This is a genomic window from Georgenia phoenicis (assembly GCF_047302425.1).
Classification (GTDB): Bacteria; Actinomycetota; Actinomycetes; order Actinomycetales; family Actinomycetaceae; genus Oceanitalea.
This window is the reverse complement of record NZ_CP154855.1, coordinates 2,234,234-2,259,760: the sequence shown is the minus strand read 5'-3', so window position 1 is coordinate 2,259,760 and position 25,527 is coordinate 2,234,234. Positions and strand designations below refer to the sequence as shown.

General features: G+C 74.1%; 24 protein-coding genes and 1 riboswitch. Of the genes, 22 read left to right on the top strand and 2 right to left on the bottom strand.

Annotated elements, in window-relative coordinates:
- The first annotated feature begins 38 nt into the window (after positions 1-38).
- The 13 genes from pyrR to AA0005_RS10600 all read left to right on the top strand — a co-directional run bounded on the left by pyrR (position 39) and on the right by AA0005_RS10600 (position 15,061).
- Positions 39-599 carry a bifunctional pyr operon transcriptional regulator/uracil phosphoribosyltransferase PyrR gene (gene pyrR, locus AA0005_RS10660; RefSeq protein WP_413450144.1) on the top strand — a complete coding sequence of 187 codons (561 nt, stop codon included), beginning with the start codon at positions 39-41 and terminating at the stop codon, positions 597-599.
- A complete protein-coding gene (locus tag AA0005_RS10655) occupies positions 596-1,585 on the top strand; it encodes an aspartate carbamoyltransferase catalytic subunit (RefSeq protein WP_413450143.1) in 990 nt (329 codons plus the stop codon). The genes pyrR and AA0005_RS10655 overlap by 4 nt, the downstream gene beginning before the upstream one ends.
- Positions 1,582-2,901, top strand: coding sequence for a dihydroorotase (locus tag AA0005_RS10650; protein ID WP_413450142.1), 1,320 nt, complete (start codon positions 1,582-1,584; stop codon positions 2,899-2,901). Before AA0005_RS10655 ends, AA0005_RS10650 begins: the two co-directional genes overlap by 4 nt.
- The gene (carA, locus tag AA0005_RS10645; protein ID WP_413450141.1) at positions 2,898-4,109 is read left to right on the top strand and encodes a glutamine-hydrolyzing carbamoyl-phosphate synthase small subunit; all 1,212 of its coding nucleotides are present in this window, start codon (positions 2,898-2,900) and stop codon (positions 4,107-4,109) included. Before AA0005_RS10650 ends, carA begins: the two co-directional genes overlap by 4 nt.
- Positions 4,109-7,396 (top strand): carbamoyl-phosphate synthase large subunit, encoded by a 3,288-nt coding sequence (gene carB, locus AA0005_RS10640; protein WP_413450140.1) that lies wholly within the window; start codon positions 4,109-4,111, stop codon positions 7,394-7,396. Before carA ends, carB begins: the two co-directional genes overlap by 1 nt.
- 29 nt (positions 7,397-7,425) lie before the next feature.
- Positions 7,426-8,241 carry an orotidine-5'-phosphate decarboxylase gene (gene pyrF, locus AA0005_RS10635; RefSeq protein WP_413453091.1) on the top strand — a complete coding sequence of 272 codons (816 nt, stop codon included), beginning with the start codon at positions 7,426-7,428 and terminating at the stop codon, positions 8,239-8,241.
- A gap of 174 nt (positions 8,242-8,415) precedes the next feature.
- Positions 8,416-8,727 carry an integration host factor, actinobacterial type gene (mihF, locus tag AA0005_RS10630; protein ID WP_413450139.1) on the top strand — a complete coding sequence of 104 codons (312 nt, stop codon included), beginning with the start codon at positions 8,416-8,418 and terminating at the stop codon, positions 8,725-8,727.
- Positions 8,728-8,729: 2 nt separating this feature from the next.
- Positions 8,730-9,311 carry a guanylate kinase gene (gmk, locus tag AA0005_RS10625; RefSeq protein WP_413453090.1) on the top strand — a complete coding sequence of 194 codons (582 nt, stop codon included), beginning with the start codon at positions 8,730-8,732 and terminating at the stop codon, positions 9,309-9,311.
- A gap of 65 nt (positions 9,312-9,376) precedes the next feature.
- Positions 9,377-9,640 carry a DNA-directed RNA polymerase subunit omega gene (gene rpoZ, locus AA0005_RS10620; protein ID WP_413450138.1) on the top strand — a complete coding sequence of 88 codons (264 nt, stop codon included), beginning with the start codon at positions 9,377-9,379 and terminating at the stop codon, positions 9,638-9,640.
- Between the two features lie 20 nt (positions 9,641-9,660).
- Positions 9,661-10,860 (top strand): bifunctional phosphopantothenoylcysteine decarboxylase/phosphopantothenate--cysteine ligase CoaBC, encoded by a 1,200-nt coding sequence (coaBC, locus tag AA0005_RS10615; protein WP_413453089.1) that lies wholly within the window; start codon positions 9,661-9,663, stop codon positions 10,858-10,860.
- A 14-nt stretch (positions 10,861-10,874) separates the two neighbouring features.
- Complete coding sequence (gene metK / locus AA0005_RS10610; RefSeq protein ID WP_413450137.1) at positions 10,875-12,080, top strand: methionine adenosyltransferase; 1,206 nt, start codon at positions 10,875-10,877, stop codon at positions 12,078-12,080.
- A gap of 89 nt (positions 12,081-12,169) precedes the next feature.
- Complete coding sequence (locus AA0005_RS10605) at positions 12,170-14,200, top strand: primosomal protein N' (protein ID WP_413450136.1); 2,031 nt, start codon at positions 12,170-12,172, stop codon at positions 14,198-14,200.
- Between the two features lie 90 nt (positions 14,201-14,290).
- Positions 14,291-15,061: a hypothetical protein gene (locus tag AA0005_RS10600; protein ID WP_413450135.1), complete on the top strand. Its 771-nt coding sequence runs from the start codon at positions 14,291-14,293 to the stop codon at positions 15,059-15,061.
- A gap of 54 nt (positions 15,062-15,115) precedes the next feature.
- On the opposite strand, the gene AA0005_RS10595 is transcribed toward AA0005_RS10600, so the two are convergent.
- The gene (locus AA0005_RS10595) at positions 15,116-16,180 is read right to left on the bottom strand and encodes a YeiH family protein (RefSeq protein WP_413450134.1); all 1,065 of its coding nucleotides are present in this window, start codon (positions 16,178-16,180) and stop codon (positions 15,116-15,118) included.
- 89 nt (positions 16,181-16,269) lie between these two features.
- Between AA0005_RS10595 and AA0005_RS10590 the strand changes: the two genes are divergently transcribed.
- From AA0005_RS10590 to AA0005_RS10580, 3 genes are read left to right on the top strand one after another with little or no spacing between them, the layout of a single operon-like run.
- Complete coding sequence (locus AA0005_RS10590) at positions 16,270-16,899, top strand: HAD family hydrolase (RefSeq protein ID WP_413450133.1); 630 nt, start codon at positions 16,270-16,272, stop codon at positions 16,897-16,899.
- 31 nt (positions 16,900-16,930) lie between these two features.
- On the top strand, positions 16,931-17,872 hold the full coding sequence (gene fmt / locus AA0005_RS10585; RefSeq protein ID WP_413450132.1) for a methionyl-tRNA formyltransferase: 942 nt from the start codon (positions 16,931-16,933) through the stop codon (positions 17,870-17,872).
- A complete protein-coding gene (locus AA0005_RS10580) occupies positions 17,869-19,353 on the top strand; it encodes an RsmB/NOP family class I SAM-dependent RNA methyltransferase (RefSeq protein ID WP_413450131.1) in 1,485 nt (494 codons plus the stop codon). Before fmt ends, AA0005_RS10580 begins: the two co-directional genes overlap by 4 nt.
- A gap of 72 nt (positions 19,354-19,425) precedes the next feature.
- On the opposite strand, the gene AA0005_RS10575 is transcribed toward AA0005_RS10580, so the two are convergent.
- Positions 19,426-20,931, bottom strand: a complete 1,506-nt coding sequence (locus tag AA0005_RS10575) for a DUF222 domain-containing protein (protein ID WP_413450130.1) — start codon at positions 20,929-20,931, stop codon at positions 19,426-19,428.
- A 194-nt stretch (positions 20,932-21,125) separates the two neighbouring features.
- Here AA0005_RS10575 and rpe point away from each other — a divergent pair, with 194 nt between their 5' ends.
- The 6 genes from rpe (at position 21,126) to AA0005_RS10545 (ending at position 25,524) form a co-directional block, all read left to right on the top strand.
- Positions 21,126-21,785 (top strand): ribulose-phosphate 3-epimerase, encoded by a 660-nt coding sequence (rpe, locus tag AA0005_RS10570; RefSeq protein WP_413450129.1) that lies wholly within the window; start codon positions 21,126-21,128, stop codon positions 21,783-21,785.
- Positions 21,786-21,845: 60 nt separating this feature from the next.
- Positions 21,846-21,969, top strand: a riboswitch (FMN riboswitch).
- A gap of 88 nt (positions 21,970-22,057) precedes the next feature.
- Entirely contained in the window at positions 22,058-22,912 is an 855-nt protein-coding gene (locus AA0005_RS10565; RefSeq protein ID WP_413450128.1) for an ABC transporter permease, read from the top strand.
- Positions 22,909-23,892, top strand: coding sequence for an ABC transporter substrate-binding protein (locus AA0005_RS10560; RefSeq protein WP_413450127.1), 984 nt, complete (start codon positions 22,909-22,911; stop codon positions 23,890-23,892). The genes AA0005_RS10565 and AA0005_RS10560 overlap by 4 nt, the downstream gene beginning before the upstream one ends.
- 50 nt (positions 23,893-23,942) lie before the next feature.
- Positions 23,943-24,206 (top strand): phosphoribosyl-ATP diphosphatase, encoded by a 264-nt coding sequence (locus AA0005_RS10555; RefSeq protein WP_251303076.1) that lies wholly within the window; start codon positions 23,943-23,945, stop codon positions 24,204-24,206.
- A gap of 26 nt (positions 24,207-24,232) precedes the next feature.
- Entirely contained in the window at positions 24,233-25,075 is an 843-nt protein-coding gene (gene hisG, locus AA0005_RS10550; protein ID WP_413450126.1) for an ATP phosphoribosyltransferase, read from the top strand.
- A complete protein-coding gene (locus AA0005_RS10545) occupies positions 25,072-25,524 on the top strand; it encodes a PH domain-containing protein (protein WP_413450125.1) in 453 nt (150 codons plus the stop codon). The genes hisG and AA0005_RS10545 overlap by 4 nt, the downstream gene beginning before the upstream one ends.
- Positions 25,525-25,527 lie beyond the last annotated feature (3 nt).

Sequence of the window (25,527 nt, the reverse complement as noted above, 5' to 3'; positions counted from 1 at the left end):
AACGACCCGTCCTGTGAGGCGGGGAAGGAGCCTGCCAGATGTCACCTGGTCCTGTCGTACCCGTGCTCGGCCCGCCGGAGATCACCCGGGCGCTGACCCGCATCTCCCACGAGATCCTCGAGCGCACCGACCCGGGGGAGCGTCTCGTCCTCCTCGGGATCCCCACCCGCGGCGCCCCGCTCGCCGGGCGCCTGCACGAGCGCGTCCTCGCCGCCGGCGGCAGCGCGGAGCTCGGCACCCTCGACGTCACGATGTACCGCGACGACCTGCGCTCCCAGCCCACCCGCACGCTCATGCGCACCGAGGTCCCGGCCGGCGGGATCGACGGCGCGACCGTCGTCCTCGTCGACGACGTCCTCTACTCCGGCCGCACGATCCGCGCCGCCCTCGACGCGGTCAACGACCTCGGCCGCCCCGCGCGCGTCCAGCTCGCCGTCCTCGTCGACCGCGGCCACCGCGAGCTGCCGATCCGCGCGGACTACGTCGGCAAGAACCTGCCGACCTCCCGCCACGAGCGGGTCCAGGTGACGCTCGCGGACGTCGACGGCGGCGAGGACGCCGTCGTCATCGTCAAGCCGGCCGAGGGGGAGGAGCGATGAGGCACCTGCTCTCCGCCGCCGACCTCGACCGCGCGACCGCCGTCGCGCTCCTCGACACCGCCGAGGAGATGGCCGCCACCCAGTCCCGGGAGATCCGCAAGCTCCCCACGCTGCGCGGCCGCACCGTCGTCAACCTCTTCTTCGAGGACTCCACGCGCACGCGGATCTCCTTCGAGGCCGCAGCCAAGCGCCTGTCCGCGGACGTCATCAACTTCGCCGCCAAGGGCTCGAGCGTGTCCAAGGGCGAGTCCCTCAAGGACACCGCCCAGACCCTCCAGGCGATGGGCGCGGACGCCGTCGTCGTCCGCCACAGCGCTTCCGGCGCCCCGCACCGCCTTGCCCACTCCGGCTGGATCGACGTGCCCGTCGTCAACGCCGGGGACGGCACCCACCAGCACCCCACCCAGGCGCTGCTGGACGCCTACACCGTGCGTCGCCACCTCGCGGCCGACGACGACGGCGACTCCCGCGGCCGCGACCTCACCGGTCTGCGCGTGGTCGTCGTGGGCGACGTCCTCCACTCCCGGGTGGCCCGCTCGAACGTCGACCTCCTCACCACGCTCGGGGCGCACGTGACGCTCGTCGCGCCGCCGACCCTCGTGCCGGTCGGCGTCCACGCCTGGCCGGCGCAGGTCGAGTACGACCTCGACGCCGCCATCGCGGCCGGCCCGGACGCCGTCATGATGCTGCGCGTCCAGCGCGAGCGGATGTCGAGCTCCGGCGGCGGGTTCTTCCCCTCCCCGCAGGAGTACCACCGCCGCTACGGCCTCACCGGCGCGCGCCTCGCCGCGCTGCCCGACCACGCCATCGTCATGCACCCCGGCCCGATGAACCGTGGCCTGGAGATCTCCGCCGAGGCCGCCGACAGCCCCCGCTCGACCATCGTCGAGCAGGTCGCCAACGGCGTCTCGGTGCGCATGGCAGTCCTCTACCACCTCCTCGCCGGCGCGCCGGCGCCCACGACGACGCAGGGAGCCACCGCGTGACCACCCACCTCATCCGGGGCGCCGCGCCCCTGGGCGCCGAGCCCACCGACCTCCTCCTCGCCGACGGCGTCGTCGCCGCCACCGGCCCCGACGCCGCCGCCCAGGCGGGCAGCGACGCGACCGTCGTCGACGCTGACGGGCTCGTCGCCCTGCCCGGGCTCGTCGACCTCCACACCCACCTCCGCGAGCCGGGCCGCGAGGACGCCGAGACCGTGTGGTCCGGCACCCGCGCCGCGGCGCTCGGCGGCTTCACCGCCGTCCACGCGATGGCCAACACCCAGCCGGTCGCCGACACCGCCGGCGTCGTCGAGCAGGTGTGGCGCCTGGGCCGCGAGGCCGGGTGGACCGACGTCCTGCCCGTCGGCGCCGTCACCGTCGGCCTGGCGGGCGAGCAGCTCGCCGAGCTCGGCGCCATGGCCGCCTCCCAGGCCCGCGTGCGGGTCTTCTCCGACGACGGCCTGTGCGTGTGGGACCCGGTCCTCATGCGCCGCGCCCTGGAGTACGTCAAGGCCTTCGACGGCGTCATCGCCCAGCACGCCCAGGAGCCGCGCCTCACCGCCGGTGCCCAGATGAACGAGGGCGTCGTGTCCGCCGAGCTCGGGCTCACCGGCTGGCCCGCCGTCGCGGAGGAGGCGATCATCGCCCGCGACGTCCTCCTCGCCGAGCACGTCGGCTCCCGGGTGCACATCTGCCACCTGTCGACCGCCGGGTCGGTGGAGATCGTCCGCTGGGCCAAGGCCCGCGGCATCGACGTCACGGCCGAGGTCACCCCGCACCACCTTCTCCTCACCGACGAGCTCGCCCGCAGCTACGACCCGGTCTACAAGGTCAACCCGCCGCTGCGCACCGAGGAGGACGTCCTCGCGCTGCGCGCCGCGCTGGCCGACGGGACGATCGACATCGTCGCCACCGACCACGCGCCCCACCCCGTGGAGGCCAAGGACTGCGAGTGGGCCGACGCCGCCTTCGGGATGACCGGCCTGGAGACCGCCCTGCCCGTCGTCATCGAGACGATGGTCGAGCCGGGTCTGCTCGACTGGGCCGGCGTCGCCCGCGTCCTGTCGACCACCCCCGCCCGGATCGGGCGCGTCGAGGGGCACGGGCGGCCCATCGCCGTCGGCGAGCCCGCCAACCTCACCCTCGTGGACCCGGCCGCGCGCGTCGTCGTCGACGGCGCCCACCAGGCGACCACGAGCCGCAACACCCCGTTCCAGGGCCGTACCCTTCCAGGGCGCGTCGTGGCCACGTTCCTCCGCGGGCGTGCGACCGTGCTCGACGCCCAGCCCGTCGCCGACCACACAGGAGGAACCCGTTGAGGAACCAGCGTGAGGACGCCCTGCTCGTCCTCGAGGACGGATTCGTCCTCGCCGGGCAGGCCTACGCCGCCGAGGGCCGCACGGTCGGGGAGATCGTCTTCGCGACGGCGATGACGGGCTACCAGGAGACGGTCACCGACCCCTCCTACCACCGCCAGATCGTCACGATGACGGCCCCGCACATCGGCAACACGGGCGCCAACGACGAGGACCAGGAGTCCACCCGCATCTGGGTCGCCGGCCTCGTCGTCCGCGAGCCCGCGCGCCGCGCCTCGAGCTGGCGCTCGACCCGCGAGTTCGAGGACGAGCTGCGCGACCAGGGCGTCGTCGGCATCTGCCACCTCGACACCCGTGCCCTCACCCGCCACCTGCGCGACCGCGGCGTCATGCGCGCCGGCATCTTCTCCGGCTCCGCGCTGCCCGCCGGCGCGATGGCCCGGGACGCCTCCGCGATCAGCGTCCTCGTCGACCTCGTCCACCAGGCGCCGGCGATGAGCGGCGCCGCCCTGGCCGGGGAGGTCTCCACCCAGGAGCGCTACGTCGTCGAGCCCACCGGCGAGTTCGAGGGCAAGGAGCCGCTCGCCGAGATCGTCGCCGTCGACCTCGGGATCAAGGCCCGCACGCCCGCCCAGCTCGCCGAGCGCGGCGCCCGCGTCCACGTCGTCCCGCAGCAGACGACGCTCGCGGAGATCGTCGCCCTCAACCCGGACGGCGTCTTCTTCTCCAACGGGCCCGGCGACCCGGGCACCGCCGACCACGAGGTCGAGGTGCTGCGCGGGGTCCTGTCCGCCGGGCTGCCCTTCTTCGGCATCTGCTTCGGCAACCAGCTCCTCGGGCGCGCCCTGGGCTACGGGACCTACAAGCTCGACTACGGCCACCGCGGCGTCAACCAGCCCGTGCTCGACCGCGTCACCGGGAAGGTCGAGATCACCGCGCACAACCACGGCTTCGCCGTCGACGCGCCCGTGGGGGAGGAGAGCGTCGCCCCCTACGACGACGGCCGCTTCGGCCGCGTCGAGGTCTCCCACATCAGCCTCAACGACGGCGTCGTCGAGGGTCTGCGCGCCCTCGACATCCCCGCCTTCTCCGTCCAGTACCACCCCGAGGCGGCCGCCGGCCCGCACGACGCCGCCCACCTGTTCGACCGATTCCTCGAGCTCGTGGCGGAGCGCCGCCAGGCTCGCGCGACCACTGGAGAGGACGCCTGATGCCGCGCCGTTCCGACCTGCGTTCCGTCCTCGTCATCGGCTCCGGGCCGATCGTCATCGGGCAGGCCGCCGAGTTCGACTACTCCGGCACCCAGGCCTGCCGGGTGCTGCGCGAGGAGGGCCTGCGGGTCATCCTCGTCAACTCCAACCCGGCGACGATCATGACCGACCCGGAGATCGCCGACGCCACCTACGTCGAGCCGATCACCCCCGAGGTCGTCGCGACGATCATTGCCAAGGAGCGCCCCGACGCGCTCCTGCCGACCCTCGGTGGGCAGACCGCCCTCAACACCGCGATCGCGCTCGACGAGGCCGGGGTGCTGGCCGAGTACGACGTCGAGCTCATCGGCGCGTCCGTCGCCTCCATCCACGCCGCGGAGGACCGCCAGGCCTTCAAGGAGATCGTCGAGCAGTGCGGGGCGAGCTCGGCCCGCTCGGTCATCTGCCACTCGATGGAGGAGTGCCACGCGGCCGCCGAGGAGCTGGGCTACCCGCTCGTCGTGCGCCCCTCCTTCACCATGGGCGGCCTCGGCTCCGGCTTCGCCTACGACGCCGAGGACCTCGAGCGGATCGCCGGCGCCGGCCTGCACTACTCGCCGACCACCGAGGTGCTTCTCGAGGAGTCGATCCTCGGGTGGAAGGAGTTCGAGCTCGAGCTCATCCGCGACAAGGCCGACAACGTCATCGTCGTGTGCTCGATCGAGAACGTCGACCCCGTGGGCGTCCACACCGGCGACTCGATCACCGTCGCCCCCGCGATGACGCTCACCGACCGCGAGTTCCAGAAGATGCGCGACATCGGCATCGCGATCATCCGCGCCGTCGGCGTGGACACCGGCGGCTGCAACGTCCAGTTCGCCGTCGAGCCCGACACCGGGCGCATCGTCGTCATCGAGATGAACCCGCGCGTCTCACGCTCCTCCGCACTGGCGTCCAAGGCCACCGGCTTCCCGATCGCCAAGATTGCCGCGCGCCTCGCCGTGGGCTACACGCTCGAGGAGATCCCCAACGACATCACGAGGACCACGCCGGCCTCCTTCGAGCCGGCGCTGGACTACGTCGTCGTCAAGGTGCCGCGCTTCGCCTTCGAGAAGTTCCCCGCCGCCGACCCCGTCCTCACCACCACCATGAAGTCGGTCGGTGAGGCGATGGCGCTGGGCCGCAACTACACGGAGGCGCTGCAGAAGGCGATGCGCTCGATCGACGCCAAGGGCAGCGTCTTCCACTGGCAGGGCGAGGCACCCGACGCCGAGCAGACCGCCGCGCTCCTCGAGTCGGTCAAGATCCCCACCGCCGGCCGGCTCGTCGACGTCCAGCAGGCGATCCGCGGCGGCGCGAGCGTCGAGCAGCTCTTCGCGGCGACCGCCATCGACCCGTGGTTCCTCGACCAGATGGTCCTCATCGAGGAGATCGCCACCGAGCTGCGTGAGGCCCCGGCCCTCACGCCGGAGCTGCTCGCCGAGGCCAAGCGCCACGGCTTCTCCGACGCCCAGATCGGCCAGCTGCGCGACCTGTCGGAGGACACCGTCCGCGAGGTGCGCCACGCCTACGGCCTGCGCCCGGTCTACAAGACGGTCGACACCTGCGCCGCGGAGTTCGCCGCCCAGACGCCCTACCACTACTCCTCCTACGACGAGGAGACCGAGGTCGAGCCGCGCGAGCGCGAGGCCGTCATCATCCTCGGCTCCGGGCCCAACCGGATCGGGCAGGGCATCGAGTTCGACTACTCCTGCGTCCACGCGACGATGGCGCTGGCCGAGAAGTACGAGACCGTCATGGTCAACTGCAACCCGGAGACCGTCTCCACCGACTACGACATCTCCGACCGCCTCTACTTCGAGCCGCTGACCTTCGAGGACGTCCTCGAGGTCTACCACGCCGAGCTCGCCGTCGGGCCGGTGGCCGGCGTCGTCGTCCAGCTCGGCGGCCAGACGCCGCTCGGCCTGGCCCAGCGGCTCGCCGACGCGGGCGTGCCGATCCTCGGCACCCCGCCCGAGGCCATCGACGCCGCCGAGGACCGCGGCCGCTTCGGCGCCGTCCTCGACCGCGCCGGCCTGCCCGCGCCGGCCTTCGGCACCGCGACGACGCTCGCGCAGGCCGAGGAGGTCGCCGAGGGCATCGGCTACCCGGTGCTCGTGCGGCCGTCCTACGTGCTCGGCGGCCGCGGCATGGAGATCGTCTACGACGTCGCCCAGCTGCGGGACTACGCGAGCCGCTCCGACATCGGTGCGTCCACCGGCCCGCTGCTCATCGACCGCTTCCTCGACGACGCGACCGAGATCGACGTCGACGCCATCTACGACGGCACCGAGCTCTTCCTCGGCGGCGTCATGGAGCACATCGAGGAGGCCGGCATCCACTCCGGCGACTCCGCCTGCGTGCTGCCCCCGGTGACGATCTCCGAGCGGGAGATCGCGCGGATCGCCGAGTCCACCCGCGCCATCGCCGACGGCGTGGGCGTGCGCGGGCTCATCAACATCCAGTTCGCGCTCGTCTCCGACGTCCTCTACGTCATCGAGGCCAACCCGCGCGCCTCGCGCACGGTGCCCTTCGTCGCCAAGGCGACCGGCGTGCCGCTGGCCAAGGCGGCCTCGCTCGTCATGGCGGGCGCGACGATCGCCGAGCTGCGCGAGCGGGGGATCCTGCCCGAGCACGACGCGACGCGCCTCGACCTCGGCGCGCCCATCGCCGTCAAGGAGGCGGTGCTGCCCTTCAAGCGCTTCGCCACCCGCGCGGGCTCCGTCGTCGACACGGTGCTCGGCCCGGAGATGCGCTCGACGGGTGAGGTCATGGGCTACGACGTCGACTTCCCGCGGGCCTTCGCCAAGTCCCAGGCCGCCGCGTACGGCGGGCTGCCGGCCACCGGCACCGTCTTCGTGTCCGTCGCCGACCGCGACAAGCGGTCGCTGGCCATCCCGGTCGCGCGGCTGCAGAGCCTCGGCTTCGAGATCCTCGCGACCGAGGGCACCGCCGCGGTGCTGCGCCGCAACGGTATCCCCGCGCGCCTCGTCCGCAAGGCCTCCGACGGCCGCGGTCCGGACGGTGAGCCGACGATCGTCGACCTCATCGAGACCGGCCAGGTCGACATGGTCGTCAACACCCCCTCCGGCCAGGGCGCCCGCGCCGACGGGTACGAGATCCGCACCGCGACGACGGCGGCCGACAAGCCGATCATCACGACCGTCCAGGAGCTCTCCGCCGCCGTCCAGGCGATCGAGGCCGCCGGACAGGGCGCGATGACCGTCACCTCCCTCCAGGAGCACGACGCCGCCCGGGCGGCCCGGTGACGCCCTTCGGCACGCGGCTGGCCGGGGCGATGGCCGAGCACGGCCCGCTGTGCGTGGGGATCGACCCGCACCCGGGCCTGCTCGCGGCGTGGGGCCTGCCCGACGACGCGAGCGGCCTGCGGGAGTTCGCCATGCGGGTCGTCGAGGTGCTCGGCGGACGCGTCGCGGCGCTCAAGCCGCAATCGGCGCTCTTCGAGCGCTTCGGCTCGGCGGGCGTCGCCGTCCTCGAGGACGTGCTCGCCGCGTGCCGGGACACCGGCACGCTGAGCGTCCTCGACGTCAAGCGCGGGGACATCGGCTCGACCATGGCCGGCTACGCCCAGGCCTACCTCGCCGACGGCTCGCCCCTCGCGGCGGACGCGGTCACGCTCTCGCCGTACCTGGGCCTCGGCTCGCTCGCCCCCGCGGTCGAGCTGGCCCACGCCACGGGCAGGGGAGTGTTCGTCCTCGCGCTCACCTCCAACCCGGAGGGTGCGTCGGTGCAGCACGCCGTCAGACCCGAGGGCCGGGCGGTCGCCGCCGGGATCGTCGACGGCGTCGGCGCGCTCAACGCGAGCGGCCCGGTGCCGTCGGGGTTGGGTTCCGTCGGTCTCGTCGTCGGCGCCACCATCGGCGACGCCGCACGCCGGCTCGGCATCGACCTCGCCGCCTCCCGCGCCCCGCTCCTGGCGCCCGGCTTCGGTGCCCAGGGCGCCGGCCGGGCGGAGGTCGCCGAGGTCTTCGCAGGGGCGGAGCAGGCGGTGCTCGCCAGCACCTCCCGCGCCGTCCTCGGCGCCGGACCGGACGGGCTCGTGGACGCCGCCGAGCAGGCCGTCGCCGAGGTCCGCGCCGCCCTCGGCGGCTGAGTGACCCACGCCGTCGGCGCCCAGCGGGGGCGGCCGGCGCCCAAGTGTGGTGAGCGCGACGCTGCACCTGCCGGTCGGCCGGTCCTGCGGGCCCGCGGGTACTGGCACACTGAGCTGGTCGCTGGGTACCTTGCCCTCAGCCCCCTCCATGTCCCCGTCCCCGAGGTGATCGCCGTGGCCCTCCCGTCCCTGACCCCCGAGCAACGCGCTGCCGCGCTGGCCAAGGCAGCGGCCGCGAGGACCCGCCGGGCCGAGGTGAAGAACCGTCTGAAGTACTCCCAGACCTCCCTCTCGCAGGTCATCAAGGACGCCGACAAGGACGAGGCGCTCGGCAAGATGCGCGTCGTCGAGCTCCTCGAGTCGCTCCCCGGGGTCGGCAAGGTCAAGAGCCGGGCGATCATGGCCGAGGTCGGCATCTCCGAGGCCCGCCGCGTGCGCGGGCTGGGGCACAACCAGGTCGAGGCCCTCGTCGAGCGGTTCGGGTGACCGTGCCGCACACGTCCCCCGCCTCCGAGGCGCGTCTCACCGTCCTCGCCGGGCCCACCGCCGTCGGCAAGGGCACCGTCTCCGCCGACATCCGCCGTCGCTACCCGCAGGTGTGGCTGTCCGTCTCCGCGACCACCCGCAAGCCCCGCCCCGGTGAGGTCGACGGCGTGCACTACCACTTCGTCTCCGAGGAGGAGTTCGAGCGGATGGCCGCCGACGGCGAGCTGCTCGAGTGGGCCGTCGTCCACGGCCAGAACCGCTACGGCACGCCGCGCGGCCCCGTCGAGGAGCAGCTGCGCAGCGGTGCCCCGGCGCTCCTGGAGATCGACCTCCAGGGCGCGCGCCAGGTGCGCCGGACCATGCCCAACGCGCACTTCGTCTTCCTCGCCCCGCCGTCCTTCGAGGAGCTCGAGCGCCGGCTCGTCGGGCGCGGCACCGAGGGCCCGGAGGAGCGGGAGCGGCGTCTGCGCACCGCCCGCGAGGAGCTCGCGGCGGCCGACGAGTTCGACGACATCGTCGTCAACGACGTCGTGACGCGCGCCACCGACGAGCTCGTCTCCCTCATGGGCCTGGCGACCGAGTAGACTGGGACGTTGCGCCTGCCGGCCGGCGTCGGCGCGCGCCCAGAACCAACACACGTGAGGTGAGCATGTCCGGAACCGTTGCCCAGCCCGAAGGCATCACCAACCCCCCGATCGACGACCTCCTCGAGGCCGCGGACTCCAAGTACGCGCTCGTCATCTACGGCGCCAAGCGCGCCCGCCAGATCAACGCCTACAACTCCCAGCTCCAGGAGGGGCTGCTCGAGTTCGTCGGCCCGCTCGTGCCGCACGGCCAGACCGACAAGCCCCTGTCGATCGCGCTGCGCGAGATCAACGAGGGACTGCTGACGGTCAACCCGACCCAGGAGTGAGCGTGTCGGGGGCGGCCGGGCTGCGCGTCCTCCTCGGTGTCACCGGGGGGATCGCCGCCTACAAGGCGGTCTTCGTGCTGCGCGCGCTGCGCGAGGCCGGGCACCGCGTGCGGGTCGTCCCCACCGAGGCCGCCCTCCAGTTCGTCGGGCGGCCGACCTGGGAGGCGCTGTCGGGCGAGCCGGTGACGACGAGCGTCTTCGACGGCGCCACCGAGGTGGACCACGTCGCCCTCGGCCGCAGCGCCGACCTCGTCGTCGTCGCCCCCGCCACGGCAGACCTCCTCTCGCGCGCCGCTACCGGCCGTGCGGACGACCTGCTGACGACGACGCTCCTCACGGTCACCGCCCCCGTGCTGCTCGCCCCGGCGATGCACACCGAGATGTGGCAGCACCCCGCGACCGTCGCCAACGTCGCCACACTGCGCGCCCGCGGCGTCACGGTCCTCGAGCCCGACTCCGGCCGGCTCACCGGCGCGGACACCGGCCCCGGCCGGCTGCCCGAGCCGGAGGCCATCACCGCCGCCGCCCTCGCGCTCGTCACCCCGCAGGACCTGGCGGGGCGCGCCGTCGTCGTCAGTGCCGGCGGCACCCGCGAGCCGCTCGACCCGGTCCGCTTCCTCGGCAACCGCTCCTCGGGCCGGCAGGGGGCCGCGATCGCCCTCGAGGCCGCCCGCCGCGGCGCCCGCGTCACGCTGCTCGCCGCCTCGATCGACGAGGCCGCGCGCCGTGCCGCCCAGCACCCCGCCGTCGCGGTCGTCGACGTCGAGACCACGCGCGAGCTCGCCGACGCCGTCGACGCCGCCACCGCGGACGCGGACGTCCTCGTCATGGCCGCCGCCGTCGCCGACTTCCGCCCCGCGACGACGGCGGGGCGCAAGATCAAGAAGGACGGCTCGGCCCCCGCGGCGGTCGAGCTCGTCGAGAACCCCGACATCCTCGCCACCGTCGCCCAGCGGGAGCGCGAGCGTCTCGTCGTCGTCGGCTTCGCGGCCGAGACGGGGGAGCGCGAGGAGGTGCTCGAGCTCGGCCGCGCCAAGGCGCGCCGCAAGGGCGCCGACCTGCTCGCCGTCAACTCCGTCGGCGGGGGCAGGGGCTTCGGGGACGTCGCCAACGCCGTCACCGTCCTCGACCGCGAGGGCGAGGTCGTGGGGGAGGCCGCCGGCTCGAAGCAGGACGTGGCGCGGGGGCTGTGGGACCTGGTCGTGCCGCGGCTGCGCTGAACTAGGATCGTGCGGTGACTTCCAAGCCCAACCTGCGTCTGTTCACCTCCGAGTCGGTGACCGAGGGTCACCCCGACAAGGTGTGTGACCGGATCTCCGACTCCATCCTCGACGCGATCCTCCGGGAGGACCCGGACGCCCGCGTCGCCGTGGAGACGCTCGTGACCACCGGCCTCGTCACGGTCGTCGGTGAGGTGACGACCTCCGCCTACGTCGAGATCCCGCAGATCGTGCGCGCCGAGGTCAACGCGATCGGCTACACCTCCTCCTCCATCGGCTTCGACGGGCACTCCTGCGGCGTGCAGGTGTCCATCGGCCAGCAGTCCCCGGACATCGCCACCGGCGTCGACACCTCCTGGGAGAACCGCGCCGGCGAGAGCCGCGACCGGTACGACGCCCAGGGCGCCGGCGACCAGGGCTTCATGGTCGGCTACGCCAGCGACGACACCCCCCAGCTCATGCCGCTGCCGATCTGGCTCGCGCACCGGCTCGCCGAGCGGCTCAGCCACGTGCGCAAGGAGGGGATCGTCCCCGGCCTGCGCCCCGACGGCAAGACCCAGGTGACCATCGCCTACGACGGCGACCGCCCCGTCGCGCTCGACTCGCTCGTCGTCTCCACCCAGCACGACGCCGACGTCACCGCCGAGTGGCTGCGCTCCGCCGTCGCCTCCGAGGTCGTCGCGCCCGTGCTCGCCGAGCACGCGGGCGAGCTCGACACGGCCGGCCACACGCTCTACGTCAACCCGACCGGCAAGTTCGTCGTCGGCGGGCCCATGGGCGACGCCGGACTCACCGGCCGCAAGATCATCGTCGACACCTACGGCGGCATGGCCCGCCACGGCGGGGGAGCCTTCTCCGGCAAGGACCCGTCGAAGGTCGACCGCTCCGCCTCCTACGCCACTCGCTGGGTCGCGAAGAACGTCGTCGCCGCCGGGCTGGCGCGCCGCTGCGAGGTGCACGTCGCCTACGCCATCGGCAAGGCCCACCCGGTGGGGCTGTACGTCGAGACCTTCGGGACCGAGACGGTGCCGGTGGAGAGGATCAACGCGGCCATCAGCGAGGTCTTCGACCTGCGCCCCGCGGCGATCGTCGACGCCCTCGACCTGCTGCGGCCGATCTACCGCGACACGAGCGCCTACGGGCACTTCGGCCGCGAGCTGCCGAGCTTCACGTGGGAGCGCACCGACCGGGTCGAGGAGCTGCGCCGCGCCGTCGGCTGAGCGCTCTCGGTGGCGGACGGTGAGTCCGCCTGTGGACGGCGCCCGCCGTGTCGGTAGCGCGTGGTGAGATTGAGGCGGAGGTGAGACCGGTGCACCAGCCCGCCCTGCTCGAGCAGACCGCCGCCGTGCGCACGGTCTCGGGCGCCGAGGCGGCAGGCGTCGAGCTGCCCGTCGCGCGGGTGGCGGTCGACATGTCCCTGCCGCACCTCGACCGTCCCTTCGACTACCGCGTCACGCCGGAGCACGACGCCGCCGCCCAGCCGGGCACGCGCGTCGCCGTGCGCTTCGCGGGCAAGGAGCGCACCGGCTACGTTCTCGAGCGCGCCGCCACCACCGACCACCACGGCGCACTGACCCCGGTGCGCCGGGTGGTCTCTGCGCTGCCCGTGCTCACCCCGGAGGTCACCGCACTGTGCCGGGCGGTGGCGGACCGCTACGCGGGCACCTTCATGGACGTCGTGCGCCTGGCCGTGCCGCCGCGGCACGCCACCACGGAGAAGGCGGTCCTCGAGAGCGCCGCGGCGGACCGCACCGGCACCACGGCCGCCTACCTGCCCGGCGGCGCGTGGGACGACTACGTCGGCGGGGCCGCCTACGTGCGCCGGCTCGCGGCGGGGGAGGCGCCGCGCGCGGTGTGGTCCGCGCTGCCGCAGCATGCCGTCGGCGCGCCGGACCGGCTCGCCTCGATCGCCGAGGCCGCGGCCGCCACGCTCGCCTCGGGGCGCGGGGTGCTCGTCGTCGTGCCGTCCGCGCACGAGGCCGAGGTGGTCGAGGCGGCACTGACCGCCGCGCTGCCGGGGGAACCGGTCGTCTCGCTGCAGGCCGACCACGGGCCGTCCCGCCGCTACCGCGCCTTCGTGCGGCTGCTCACCGGGCAGGCACGCGTCGTCGTCGGCACGCGGGCCGCGGCCTTCGCCCCCGTGCGGCGCCTCGGCCTGGTCGTGTGCTGGGACGACGGCGACGACCTCCTCGCCGAGCCGCGCTCGCCCTACCCGCACGCGCGGGAGGTGCTCATGCTGCGGTCCGCCCAGGAGGGGGCTGGGCTCCTGCTCGGCGGGTGGTCGCGCAGCATCGAGGCCGGGCTGCTCGTGGCGAGCGGCTGGGCCGCCTCGGTCATGGCCTCCCGGGCGACGGTGCGGGAGCGCACGCCGCGGGTGGAGGCACCGGGCGAGGTCGACCTCGCCCGCGAGGGCCCCGCAGCCGCGGCGCGCATCCCCCGCCCGGCGTGGGAGCTCGTGCGCAAGGCGCTGGAACAGGGACCCGTCCTCGTCCAGGTGCCCCGTGCCGGCTACCTGCCCGTCGTCGCCTGCCAGGGCTGCCGGGAGCCGGCTCGCTGCCGCGAGTGTCACGGGCCCCTCCAGCTCGGTGGGCGCACGAGCGTGCCCTCGTGCCGCTGGTGCGGGCGTCCGGACCGCACCTGGGCCTGCCCCACCTGCGGCAGCTCGATGCTCCGGGCGAGCCGGGTCGGCTCGGCCCGCACCGCCGAGGAGCTCGGCCGCGCCTTCCCCAAGGTCCCCGTGCTGCTCTCCGGGGCGCGGGCGGACCACGGCATCGTGCGCGAGGTCGACGACAGGGCGCGGGTCGTCGTCGCCACCCCCGGCGCCGAGCCGGTGGCCCGCGGTGGCTACCAGGGTGCGCTGCTCCTCGACGCCGCCGCCGTGTCGGGCCGGCAGGACCTCGCCGCACCCTCCGAGGCGCTGCGCCGCTGGATGTCCGCCGCTGCCCTCGTGCGTCCGGCCTCCGTCGGCGGCCGCGTCATGCTGCTCGGTGACCCGGCGCCGATCCCCGCCCAGGCGCTCGTGCGCTGGGACCCGGCGGGCTTCGCCGAGCGCGAGCTCGCCGAACGCCGCGAGCTGAGCCTGCCGCCCGCCAGCCGGATGGCCTCGGTCCGGGGCAGCGCCCGGGCCGTCGCGGGCCTGCTGCGCCACCTCGACCGGCCCGCCGGCACCGAGGTCCTCGGCCCGGTGCCGTTCTCGGAGGAGGAGGTCCAGGCGCTCGTGCGCAGCGACCTCGCCCAGGGCAGCCGCCTGACCAAGGCGCTGCGCCAGGCCGCCGCCGTCCGCAGCGCCCACAAGGAGCCCGACTCCGTGCGCATCCAGGTGGACCCCACCGAGCTCTGACCCACCGCTCTCGTCGAGAGCGCAGCTGTGCCCAGCGCAGGCCCAGTGCCGCGCCGCCACCACCCGGCGGGAATCTGCCACACTCCGGCCATGTGGACGGATCGAGTTCGCCAGCTCCGGGACGTGTCGGTCGCTGCTTGGATCGCCGAGCGACTGGCCCCGTCGTGGCGCACGATCGCCAGCGTGGTGCCGACGGGTTTCGACGCGTACGCCCGCATCCTCCACCCCGTCCAGATCGGCGACGGCCGCGCTCGCACCTGGGGGCGCGTCGCCGAGGTCACCGGGCAGACGCTCCACCCGACAGCGCAGTGGCACGCCCTCATCGGCGCAGCCTCCGCGGACGACCGCAACAGTGAGCTGTGGCCGGACGGGACGCCGGACCTCGGCAACCTCGCCCCTGAGCCGCTTCTCGAGCTGTGCGATGTGCTCGCCCGCCACACGACCACGCCCGAGGACTGCTACTTCGCCGTGTGGGAGGGGTGGGGACAGCTGCACGGGGCGCGCGTGTGGCTCAGCTCCGACGGTGGCGTGCCGGCTCCTCCACTGCTGACCCCGGAGGAGCTCGCCGTGCCGAGGTTGAAGCTGCCCGGCCGGGCGTACCACCTCTTCCAGGGTCCACTCGCGGCCATGGGCCACCTCGTGCGCCTGGACGGAACGGACTGGGACACCCGGTCGCCCGCGCTGTTCTGGCCCGCCGACCAGTCCTGGTGCGTGGCAACGGAGATCGACTTCGACTCCACCCTGGTGGGCGCCAGCGCCGCCGCCGTCGCCGACGTGCTCGCAACCCGCGGCCTCGAGGCACTCCCCGTCGGCCCGGACGCGTCCCTCCAGGCCGACGCGGACCACGTCAACCAGACGTGAGGCGGGTGCGCCCCCCGTCGTGCGCAACAAGTCCGCGCTCGGCGAGGGAGGGCGCTACCAGCCGCCGGTGAGGGCCATGAGGCCCAGTGCGCTGAGCGTGACGAGGAGCCAGAGGATGCCGCCGAAGGCCAGCGGCTTCAGCCCCGCCGCCCGCAGGGCCGGGACGTCGGTCGACAACCCGATCGCCGTGAGGGCCACGGTGATGAGGAAGGTCGCCGCCGTCGCGAGCGGGTCGTGCCACGCCTCGGGCACGAGCCCGATGCTGTTGAGCGTCGCGAGGATGAGGAACCCGACGAGGAACCACGGCACCAGCCGCCACACCGCGGGCCGCGGCGCGCCGGCCGCGTCCCCCGCGGCCTTGCGGTCCCGCCGCGCCATCACCAGCGCGAGCCCGACGACGATCGGGATGATGAGCAGCGTCCGCACGAGCTTGACCACCACGGCGTGGTCAGCGGCCACCGGACCGAAGCTCGTCGCCGCCGCGACCACCGAGGACGTGTCGTTGACCGCCGTCCCCGCGAAGAGCCCGAAGGCCTCCTCGCCCATCCCGAGGAGCTGCCCGAGCGGCGGGAAGAGCAGCACCGCGGCGATGTTGAAGGCGAAGACGGTCGACAGCGCGTAGGCGACGTTGCTGCTCGAGGCGCGCACGACAGGCGTCACCGCGGCGATCGCCGAGGCCCCGCAGATGGCCGTGCCGGTGCCGATGAGCGTCCGGAGCTCGCCGTCGATCCCGAGCAGGCGCCCCAGCGCCGCCGCGGCGACGAGGCACACGACCACCGTGCCCAGCATGACCGGCAGGGAGTCCACGCCCACCTGCGCCACCTGGGCGAGCGACAGCCGCGCCCCGAGGAGGACGACGGCGATCTGCAGGACCATCTTGCTCGCCAGCTTGAGCCCGGGGGAGAGGGCCGCCACGGACGAGGCGTCCACCCGCCGTCGGACGAGGCCGCCGACGACCACCCCGAGGACGACGCCGCTCACCGGGCTCCCCACGACGGGCACCGCGGTCCCGATCGCGGTGGCCACGAGCGCCAGCGCCACAGCCAGCGCGAGACCGGGCACCTTGGCCCGCCACGTGCCGGTGGCGGGGGCGGCGGGCGCGGCGGGTTCGGTCGACATGGCCTCCATCCTCGCCCCGCCGCTCGCCCGGCGCCGAATCACGCCGTCGTCTAGGGTCGGGGCGACTCCTCCAGGAAAGGCGATACCCGATGCAGTCCTCCGTCCCGGTCACCGGCCCGATCACGACCGTCGTCTTCGACCTCGGGCAGGTGCTGGTGAGGTGGGACCCCTACGAGGCCTTCGCCGACCGCTGGACACGTGAGGAGTTCGACGCCTTCCACACCGAGATCGACTTCCCGAGCTTCAACCACGAGCAGGACGCCGGGCGCAGCTTCGCCGAGGCACGCGCCGCGATCGAAGCCTCCCACCCGCACCGCGCCGCGGACTTCGACCACTACGTGACGAACTTCGCCCGCTCGCTCGGTGGGCCGGTCCCCGGCACCACGGAGATCGTCGAGGAGCTCATCGCCGCCGACATCCGCGTCCTCGGCCTGACGAACTGGTCGGCGGAGAACTTCCACGAGGCCGCGAAGTCGGCGCCGGTCATCAACCGCCTCGAGGGCGTCCTCGTCTCCGGTGAGGTGGGCGTGGCCAAGCCGGACCCGGCGATCTACGACCTCCTCATCCAGCGCTTCAAGCTAGACCCGCCGCTCACTGTCTTCACCGACGACTCGCTGCGCAACGTCGACGCCGCCTCCGGCGCGGGTCTCGTCGCCCGCCACTTCACCGGCGCCGAGCAGCTGCGCGCGGACCTGCGCGAGCTCGGCCTGCCGGTCTGACGCCCCGGCCGGGCGCCTAGACTTCTGCACCATGCGCCTCCTCTTCGCCGGCACCCCCGAGGTCGCCCTCCCGTCACTGCGCGCCCTCGCCGACTCCGCGCACGAGGTGGTCGCCGTCCTCACCCGGCCCGATGCCCGCCGCGGGCGCGGCCGCACGCTGCACCCCAGCCCCGTCGCCGCGTGGGCGCGTGAGCACGGCATCCCGGTCCTCACCCCGCGCACCCTGCGCGACCCCGAGGTCCAGGAGGAGATCGCCGCCCTCGACGTCGACGCCGCACCCGTCGTCGCGTACGGCGCGCTCATCCCGCCCGCGCTGCTCGATGTCCCGCGCCATGGGTGGGTCAACCTCCACTTCTCGCTGCTGCCCGCGTGGCGCGGTGCCGCGCCCGTCCAGCACGCCCTCATCGCCGGCGACGACGTCACCGGCGCGAGCACCTTCCGCATCGAGGAGGGCCTGGACACCGGCCCCGTCCTCGGCACGCTCACCGAGTCGGTGCGCCCCAGCGACACCGCCGGGGACCTGCTCGCGCGACTCGCCGAGTCCGGCGCGCCGCTCCTCCTCGCCACCCTCGACGCGCTCGAGGCCGGCAGCGCCGTCCCCGTCCCGCAGCCGGCCGACGGCGTGAGCCACGCCCCGCGCCTCGAGGTCACCGACGCGCGGGTCGAGTGGGCCGCGCCGGCCGTCGCCGTGGACCGTCTCGTCCGCGGTACCACCCCCGCACCCGGCCCGTGGACGACGGCGCCCGACGGCTCCCGGCTCAAGCTCGGACCCGTCACGGTTCGCGCCGACGTCGACGACCTCGCCCCGGGCGCGCTGCGCGCCACGAAGAAGGAGGTCCTCGTCGGCACCGGGAACGGCGCCGTCGAGCTGGGGCAGGTGGCCCCGGCCGGCCGGTCGTGGATGGCCGCTGCGGACTGGGCGCGGGGCGCCCGGCTGCCCGAGGACGCCCGTCTCGGCGAGGAGTCCGCATGAGCGAGCAGCGCCCGGGCTCCCGCGGACCGCGCCGCGGCGGTGGCCGCCCGACCGGCCCGCGCCGTCGTGAGGACGCCGACGCGGCCCGCACCGCAGCGGCCGACGCACTCGAGGCCGTCGCGACGAGCGACGCCTACGCCAACCTCGTCCTGCCCAAGGTGCTGCGCGAGCGTGGGCTGACCGGCCGCGACGCCGCCTTCGCCACCGAGCTCGTCTACGGCACGCTCCGCCTGCGCGGCCGCTACGACGCGATCCTCGCCCGCTGCACCAACGGCCGACCGCTCGAGCAGCTCGACCCACCCGTCCTCGACCTCCTGCGGATGGGCGCGCACCAGCTCCTCGGCATGCGCGTACCCTCGCACGCGGCCGTCTCGCAGACCGTCAACCTCGTGCGTGCCCGCGTCGGCACCGGCGCGAGCGGCTTCGCCAACGCCGTGCTCCGCGCCGTCGGCCGCCAGGACCTCGACACCTGGCTCGCTCAGCTCCGATCCGAGATCCCCGACGACGGCGCCTACCTCGCCGCCGTCGAGTCCCACCCCGCCTGGGTGGTCAGGGCCCTGCGCTCCTCCCTTCGGGCCGCCGACCGGCCCGCCGAGGAGCTCGCCGAGCTGCTCGAGGCCGACAACACCCCGCCCGCGGTCACGCTCGTCGCGCGCCCCGGCCTCGTCTCCCCGGAGGAGCTGGCCGAGCAGGTGACGCAGACCCTGGGGGAGCAGGGGACGCCCGGCAGCTGGGCGCCGACCGCCCTGCGCCTGGCTGGCGGTGACCCCGCCTCGCTTCCCGCGGTACGGGACGCACTGGCCGGGGTCCAGGACGAGGGCAGCCAGCTCGTCGCCCTCGCGCTGGCCGCTGCCCCGGTGCAGCCCGGCCCGGACGGGGAGGAGGAGGCCCGCTGGCTCGACCTGTGCGCCGGCCCCGGCGGCAAGTCCGCGCTGCTCGGCGCGATCGCCGCCGAGCGCGGTGTCCAGCTCCTCGCCAACGAGGTCGCCCCGCACCGGGCGCGACTGGTGCGCCAGTCGACCGCGGCGCTGCGCGACACGGTCGAGGTGCGTACGGGCGACGGCCGTGAGGTCGGCCCCGCCGAGCCCGGCGTGTACGACCGCGTGCTGGTCGACGCCCCGTGCACCGGCCTGGGCGCGCTGCGGCGTCGGCCCGAGTCGCGCTGGCGCCGCCAGCCGAGCGACGTGCCGGGCCTGACGTCCCTTCAGCGCGAGCTCCTCGAGTCGGCGCTCGAGGCGGTGCGCCCCGGGGGAGTGGTCGCCTACGTCACCTGCTCCCCGCACCTCGCCGAGACGAGCGCCGTCGTCGAGGACGTGCTGCGCAGCCGCCAGGACGTCACCCGGCTCGACGCGCGCGCCGCGCTCACCGAGGCGACGGGCAGCGAGCTGCCCCACCTGGGCGAGGGGCCCGACATCCAGCTGTGGCCCCACCTCCACGGCACCGACGCGATGTTCCTCGCGCTGCTCCGCAAGGACGTCTGACCCCGCGCGCTGGCACGGCTCAGCCGCCGCCGGCTTCCACCGGGTGGTGGGCAGACCTGTCCCCTGGGGTTTCTAGGTCTGTTCGTGCTTGGCGGTGATGAGCTGGCCGTGGCGGGTGTAGAAGTACCAGCGGCCGTGGGCGCGGGCGATGGTGATGCCGTAGGCGTGGACCCAGTCGTGGTGGTGCCAGCACAGCAGGATCCCGTGCTCGACGCAGGTGTTGCCGCCGTCGCGGTACCACTGCAGGGAGTGGTGGATCTCCCCAACCCCGGGTGGTTGGTCGCAGTCGGGGTACTGGCAGCGCCGGTCGCGGGCGATGATCGCCCGCACCATGTGGGCGGGGAAGATCCGCTGCTCCCGCCCCACATCCAAAACGGTGGAGTCGGGTCCGAACACCACCCGCGACAGGGACGACTCGCACACCAGGCGGGCCAGCATGGCCGGCGGGACCGGGGTGCCGTCCTCCAGGGTGGCGGGGGTGATGCCGGTGATGGCTCGGGGGTCGATGGCGGTGGAGATGACGTGGGTGTCACCCGGCTCCCAGGCGTCCATCCACTCCTTGGCCTCCGGGGAGAGCTGGAACGGGTCACCGGCGGGCCGGTTCGGGTCGCGCGGGCCACCGGGGGCGGTGAACTGCGCCTCCTCCCAGAAGCCGAGCTCCCCACCGGCCTCGTGCTCCCGCCCACTCGTGGTGACCGGGGGCTGGGGTGAGCCGGTGGCCGCGGCCAGCGCGCGCAGGGTGTCGAGGTCGGTGGTGACGGTGACGTGGGGGCGGATGCGGGCACCCTTGCCCTGCTCCCCGGCATCCAGCGACTGGCGGGCCAGCGACGTCAGTGCCGCCGCCCGCCGTTGGGCCGGGGTGCGCTCGTCCCCCTTGGCCTTGCGGCCCATGTGTGCGCGTAGTGCGGTGTCGACGGTCTGACCGGACAGCTCGTCGAGCCACCCGTTGAGGTGGTAGCCGTCCATCGTCCGCGACAGCGTGAGCTGCTCCTTGGCCCCGTCCTCCCGCCAGGCCCGGTCGGCGGCCTCGGGGTCGGCGGCGATGGCCCAGGTGGCGACGAGCTTGGCGAAGGACGTGGCGTCCATCTGCTCGGCCTGCTCCACCAGGAAGCCCTCACCGAGCTCCTCGTCGGTCAGCTGCATCCGCTGCCGGGTGGTGGTGATCGCCCCGCGCACGAGCACACTGACGTGCTCCTCACTGATCCGCCCCTGCGCCAGCGCCGCCCGCGCCCGCGGCAGCAGGTCCCGCAGCGCCCGCGCCTGACGCACCTGCCGCGCCGCCCCCTGCGCCGTCGCATCCGTCCTCGTCCGCAGCCACGCGGCAAAGGTCCGCTGACCCTCCAGCGCCCACAGCCCGTTCGCCTCGATCGTCGCCAGCATCGCCGCCCGCACACCCGACAGCTGACGCTCCAGCGACTCCAGCAGCGCCAACCCCTTGTGCAGGCGGTGGCCATCGACCTCGTGCCAGCTCGTGCCCTCCAGGCCACCGACGGCGGCGAGAACCTCGGCCAGCGCGTCGACCCCATCCGGTGCGCGCTCAGGTGCGGACGCCGTGCCGTCGACCATGTCCGTGGTCATCGTCCCCACCTCCCTCGCACCCTTGGTGTGCTGTTGGTCACATCCTGTCAGCGACCTCTGACATTCGAGCCCATCGCCCGCCCCTCACGGGCCGTCCGATGTGCTGCTGGTCACACCCTCTCAGGGGCCCACTGACATCCGGCGCCTGCCGAGCAGCCCGGCCGGTTCCCCCCGGCATGGGTAGGCTCGGAGCCGTGGCCGTACGCATCACTCCCAGCATCCTCAACGCCGACTTCGCCGACCTCACGGGCGAGCTCGGGCGGATCTCCGGCGCGGACCTCGTGCACGTGGACGTCATGGACAACCACTTCGTCCCCAACCTCACGGTCGGGCTGCCGGTGGTTGAGCGGATCGTCGCGGCCAGCCCCGTCCCGGTCGACGCGCACCTCATGATCGAGGACCCCGACCGCTGGGCGCGGGGCTACGCCGAGGCCGGCTGCGCCTCGGTCACCTTCCATGCCGAGGCCTCGGTCGCCCCGATCCGCCTCGCCCGGGAGATCCGGGACGCCGGCGCCCGCGCCTCCGTCGCGGTGCGCCCCACCACCGACATCACGCCGTACCTCGACTACCTCGAGGAGCTCGACATGCTCCTCGTCATGACCGTCGAGCCCGGGTTCGGCGGTCAGCGCTTCCTCGAGTCGACGGTCGGCAAGATCGCCGCTGCCCGCGAGGCGATCGACGCCTCCGGTCGCGACATCTGGCTCCAGGTCGACGGCGGCATCTCGCGTGACACCGTCGCGATCGCCGCCCGCGCGGGTGCGGACACCTTCGTCGCCGGGTCCGCCGTCTACGGCGCCGAGGACCCGAACGCCGAGGTTACCGCGCTGCGCGAGCTCGCCTCCGCCGCCCGCTGACCTCGCACCCCATCCCGTGCCCGGGAACAAATCCACCTGTGGCATGCTTGATGCTGCAAGAACGTGCTCCGGGGTCGGTGAGATTCCGAACCGGCGGTGACAGTCCGCGACCCACCTTCCGAGGTGGTTGACCTGGTGGAACTCCAGGACCGACGGTGAAAGTCCGGATGGGAGGATGCACGGGCGCCTTTGCCGACCCGTCGGCGGAGGTGCCGCGGACGCTTGCGCGTTCGTCGACCCCGGTCACGCCACCAGTGGACCGGAGGGACGAGATGGAGCAGGCACCGCTCGCGCGCACGCTCGCCGCGCACCGCCGCGCGCGCCGCCTCGTGCTCCTCACGCCCGTCGCTCTCGGTGCCGCCGTGCTCCTCGTCTGGGAGCTCGTCGCCCGTTCCGGCGCGGTGTCCCCGTTCTTCCTCCCCGCGCCCAGCGCCGTCGCCGCCCGGCTGTGGACCGACGTCACCGCCGGCAGCCTGCTCTCCTACACCTGGGTGACCTGGGTGGAGGCGCTGCTCGGCAGCGTCCTGGGGACCGCCGTCGCCTTCCCGCTCGGCTACCTCATCGCGCGCAACCGTTGGGCCGCGGCCGGCCTGCAGCCCTACGTCGCGGCCTCCCAGGCGCTGCCGGCGGTCGCCCTCGCGCCGCTCCTCGTCATCTGGATCGGCTACGGGCTGCTGCCCATCGTCCTGCTCTGCGCCCTGCTCGTCTTCTTCCCGATCCTGCTCGCCACGATCCTCGGCCTGCGCACCCTCGACCCCGAGGTCGTCGACGCCGCCCGCCTCGACGGCGCCCACGGCTGGTCGATGCTGCGCCACATCGAGGTCCCGATGTCCCTGCCCAGCCTCCTCACCGGCCTGCGCAACGGCTTCACCCTCTCGGTGACCGGCGCGGTCGTCGGGGAGTTCGTCATGGGCGGCGAGGGCCTCGGCATGGTCCTGTCCGTCCAGTCCAACTCCGCCGACACCACCGGCCTGTTCGCCACCCTCGCCGTCCTGGCCCTGATCGCCGTCGTCATGTACGCCGCCCTGCGGCTCGTCGAACGTCTCGCCGTCGACGACCGCCCCACCGTCCGCACCCGCTTCGGCGCCCGCCGCGCCGCCCACCCCAGCCTCAGGAGCACCCCGTGACCCGCCGCCTCACCGCCCTCGTCCTCACCGCCGCCGCCACCCTCGCCCTCGCCGCCTGCGCCGATCCGGCCAAGACCCCGGACACCGCCGGCACCTCCGAAGCAGGCGAGCTCGTCATCGGCCTCACCTACACCCCCGACGTCCAGTTCGCGCCCTTCTACGTCGCCGAGGCGCGCGGCTACTACGAGGACGCGGGCGTCGAGGTGTCGCTGCGCCACCACGGCGCCTCCGAGTCGCTCTTCGGGGCGCTGGAGTCGGGGGAGGAGGACCTCGTCGTCGCCGGCGGGGACGAGATGCTGCAGGCGCGCTCGGCCGGCGTCCCGGTGGTCAACGTCGCGACGCTCTACGAGGAGTACCCCGTCGTCCTCATCGTGCCCGCCGACTCCGACATCACCAGCGCCGCGGACCTCGCCGGCCACTCGGTCGGCATCCCCGGCCCCTTCGGCGAGACGTACTTCGGCCTTCTCGCGCTCCTCTCCGAGGCCGGCCTCAGCGAGGACGACGTTGCCGTCGAGCACATCGGCTTCACCCAGCAGGCCGCGCTCAGCGCCGGCCACGTTGACGCCGTCATGGGCTTCGCCAACAACGACGCCGTCCAGTTCGCCCAGGCCGGCGTCGACGTCCGCACCATCCCGCTCGGGGACGTCCCCCTCGTCGGCATCGGGATCGGCGCCAACGACGACATCGCCGACGACGGCGCGACGGCCGCCGTCGTCGAGGCCACCATGCGCGGGGTACGGGACGTCGTCGAGGACCCGGCCGCCGCCGTCGACGTCGCCGCCGAGCACGTCCCCGGCCTGGCCGACCCGGCCGCGCGCGAGGCCGCCCTCGCCACCGTCGAGGCGACCGTCCCGCTCTACGGCAGCGCGGCGGGCACGAGCGATCCCGCCCGCTGGGAGGCGATGGCCACCTTCATGGCCGAGCAGGGCCTGCTCGAGGGCGAGGTCGACCCCGCCGAGGCCGTGCGGACGCTCGGCTGACCGTGGACGCTGCCCCGGCCGCTCCCGACCGGGGGCCTAAACTGGACGGTGTGAAGACCTTCGACGACCTGTATGCCGAGCTCAAGCACAAGGCGGACACGCGGCCCGAGAACTCCGGGACCGTCGCCCAGCTGGATGCCGGCGTCCATGCGATCGGCAAGAAGATCGTCGAGGAGGCAGCCGAGGTGTGGATGGCCGCGGAGTACGAGGGCGAGGACGCCACCGCCCTGGAGATCTCCCAGCTGCTCTACCACGTCCAGGTCATGATGGTCGCTCGCGGCATCAGCCTCGAGGACGTCTACCGCAAGCTCTGACCGACCCGACCCGGAGACATATCCCCGTGCTGCGCATCGCCGTCCCGAACAAGGGCTCGCTGTCCGAGCCCGCCACCCAGATGCTCGCCGAGGCCGGCTACCGCCGCCGCCGCGACCGCGAGCTCGTCCTGCCCGATCCCGACAACGGGGTCGAGTTCTTCTTCCTCCGCCCGCGCGACATCGCGGTCTACGTCGGCTCCGGCACCGTGGACGTCGGCATCACCGGCCGCGACCTGCTCCTCGACTCGGGCACCTCCGCCGTCGAGCACCGGCCGCTGGGCTTCGCGCGCTCGACCTTCCGCTTCGCCGCGCCCGCCGGCGCGATCCGCTCCGTCGAGGACCTTGCCGGGGCCCGCGTGGCCACGAGCTACGACGTCCTCGTCGGCAACTACCTCGCCGAGCGCGGCATCGAGGCGAGCGTCGTCCACCTCGACGGCGCCGTGGAGTCCTCGGTCCAGCTCGGCATCGCCGACGCGGTCGCGGACGTCGTAGAGACCGGCTCCACCCTGCGCGCGGCCGGGCTCGAGGTCTTCGGTGACCCGATCCTCCAGTCCGAGGCGGTGCTCATCCGCCCGGCGGACCGTCCCGCCGAGGCCGCCGTCGCCGTCCTCGACCGGCGCCTGCAGGGCGTGCTCGTCGCGCGCCGCTACGTCCTCATGGACTACGACGTCCCGGTCGAGCACGTGGAGAAGGCCGTCGCCGTCACCCCCGGGCTCGAGTCGCCCACCGTCTCGCCGCTCCACGACGGCAACTGGCGCGCCGTGCGGGCCATGGTCCGCCGCGAGGACGCCAACCGCGTGATGGACGAGCTGTACGACGTCGGGGCGCGGGCGATCATCGTCACCTCCATCCACGCGTCGCGGCTGTGACCCTGCCGGCCGAGCTCCTCCGTCCGTTCCGCCCGCGCGCGGCGCGGTGGGTGGCCTCGGTCCTGCTCGTCCTCACCGTCCTCGGCCCGCCGGTCCTTTTCACGGTCATGGCCGCCAACGACCTCGCGATGTCGCTGTTCGACGTCGTCGGGATCGTCTTCACGGCCGTCGTCCTCGCGTGGCTGTGCTTCCGCCAGGCGGCCGTCCGCGCGGTGCCCGACGACGACGGGCTCACCGTCCGCAACTTCGTCAAGGTCCGCCGGCTCGCGTGGGCGCAGGTGGTCGAGGTGCGCTTCGGACCCAACAGTCCGTGGGCACAGCTCGACCTCTCCGACGGGACGACCCTCGCCGTCATGGCGATCCAGTCCGCCGACGGCGAGTACGCCCGCCGCGAGGTGGGCCGCCTGGCCGCGCTCGTCCAGCTGCACGAGTCCGACCACCCGGACTGACCG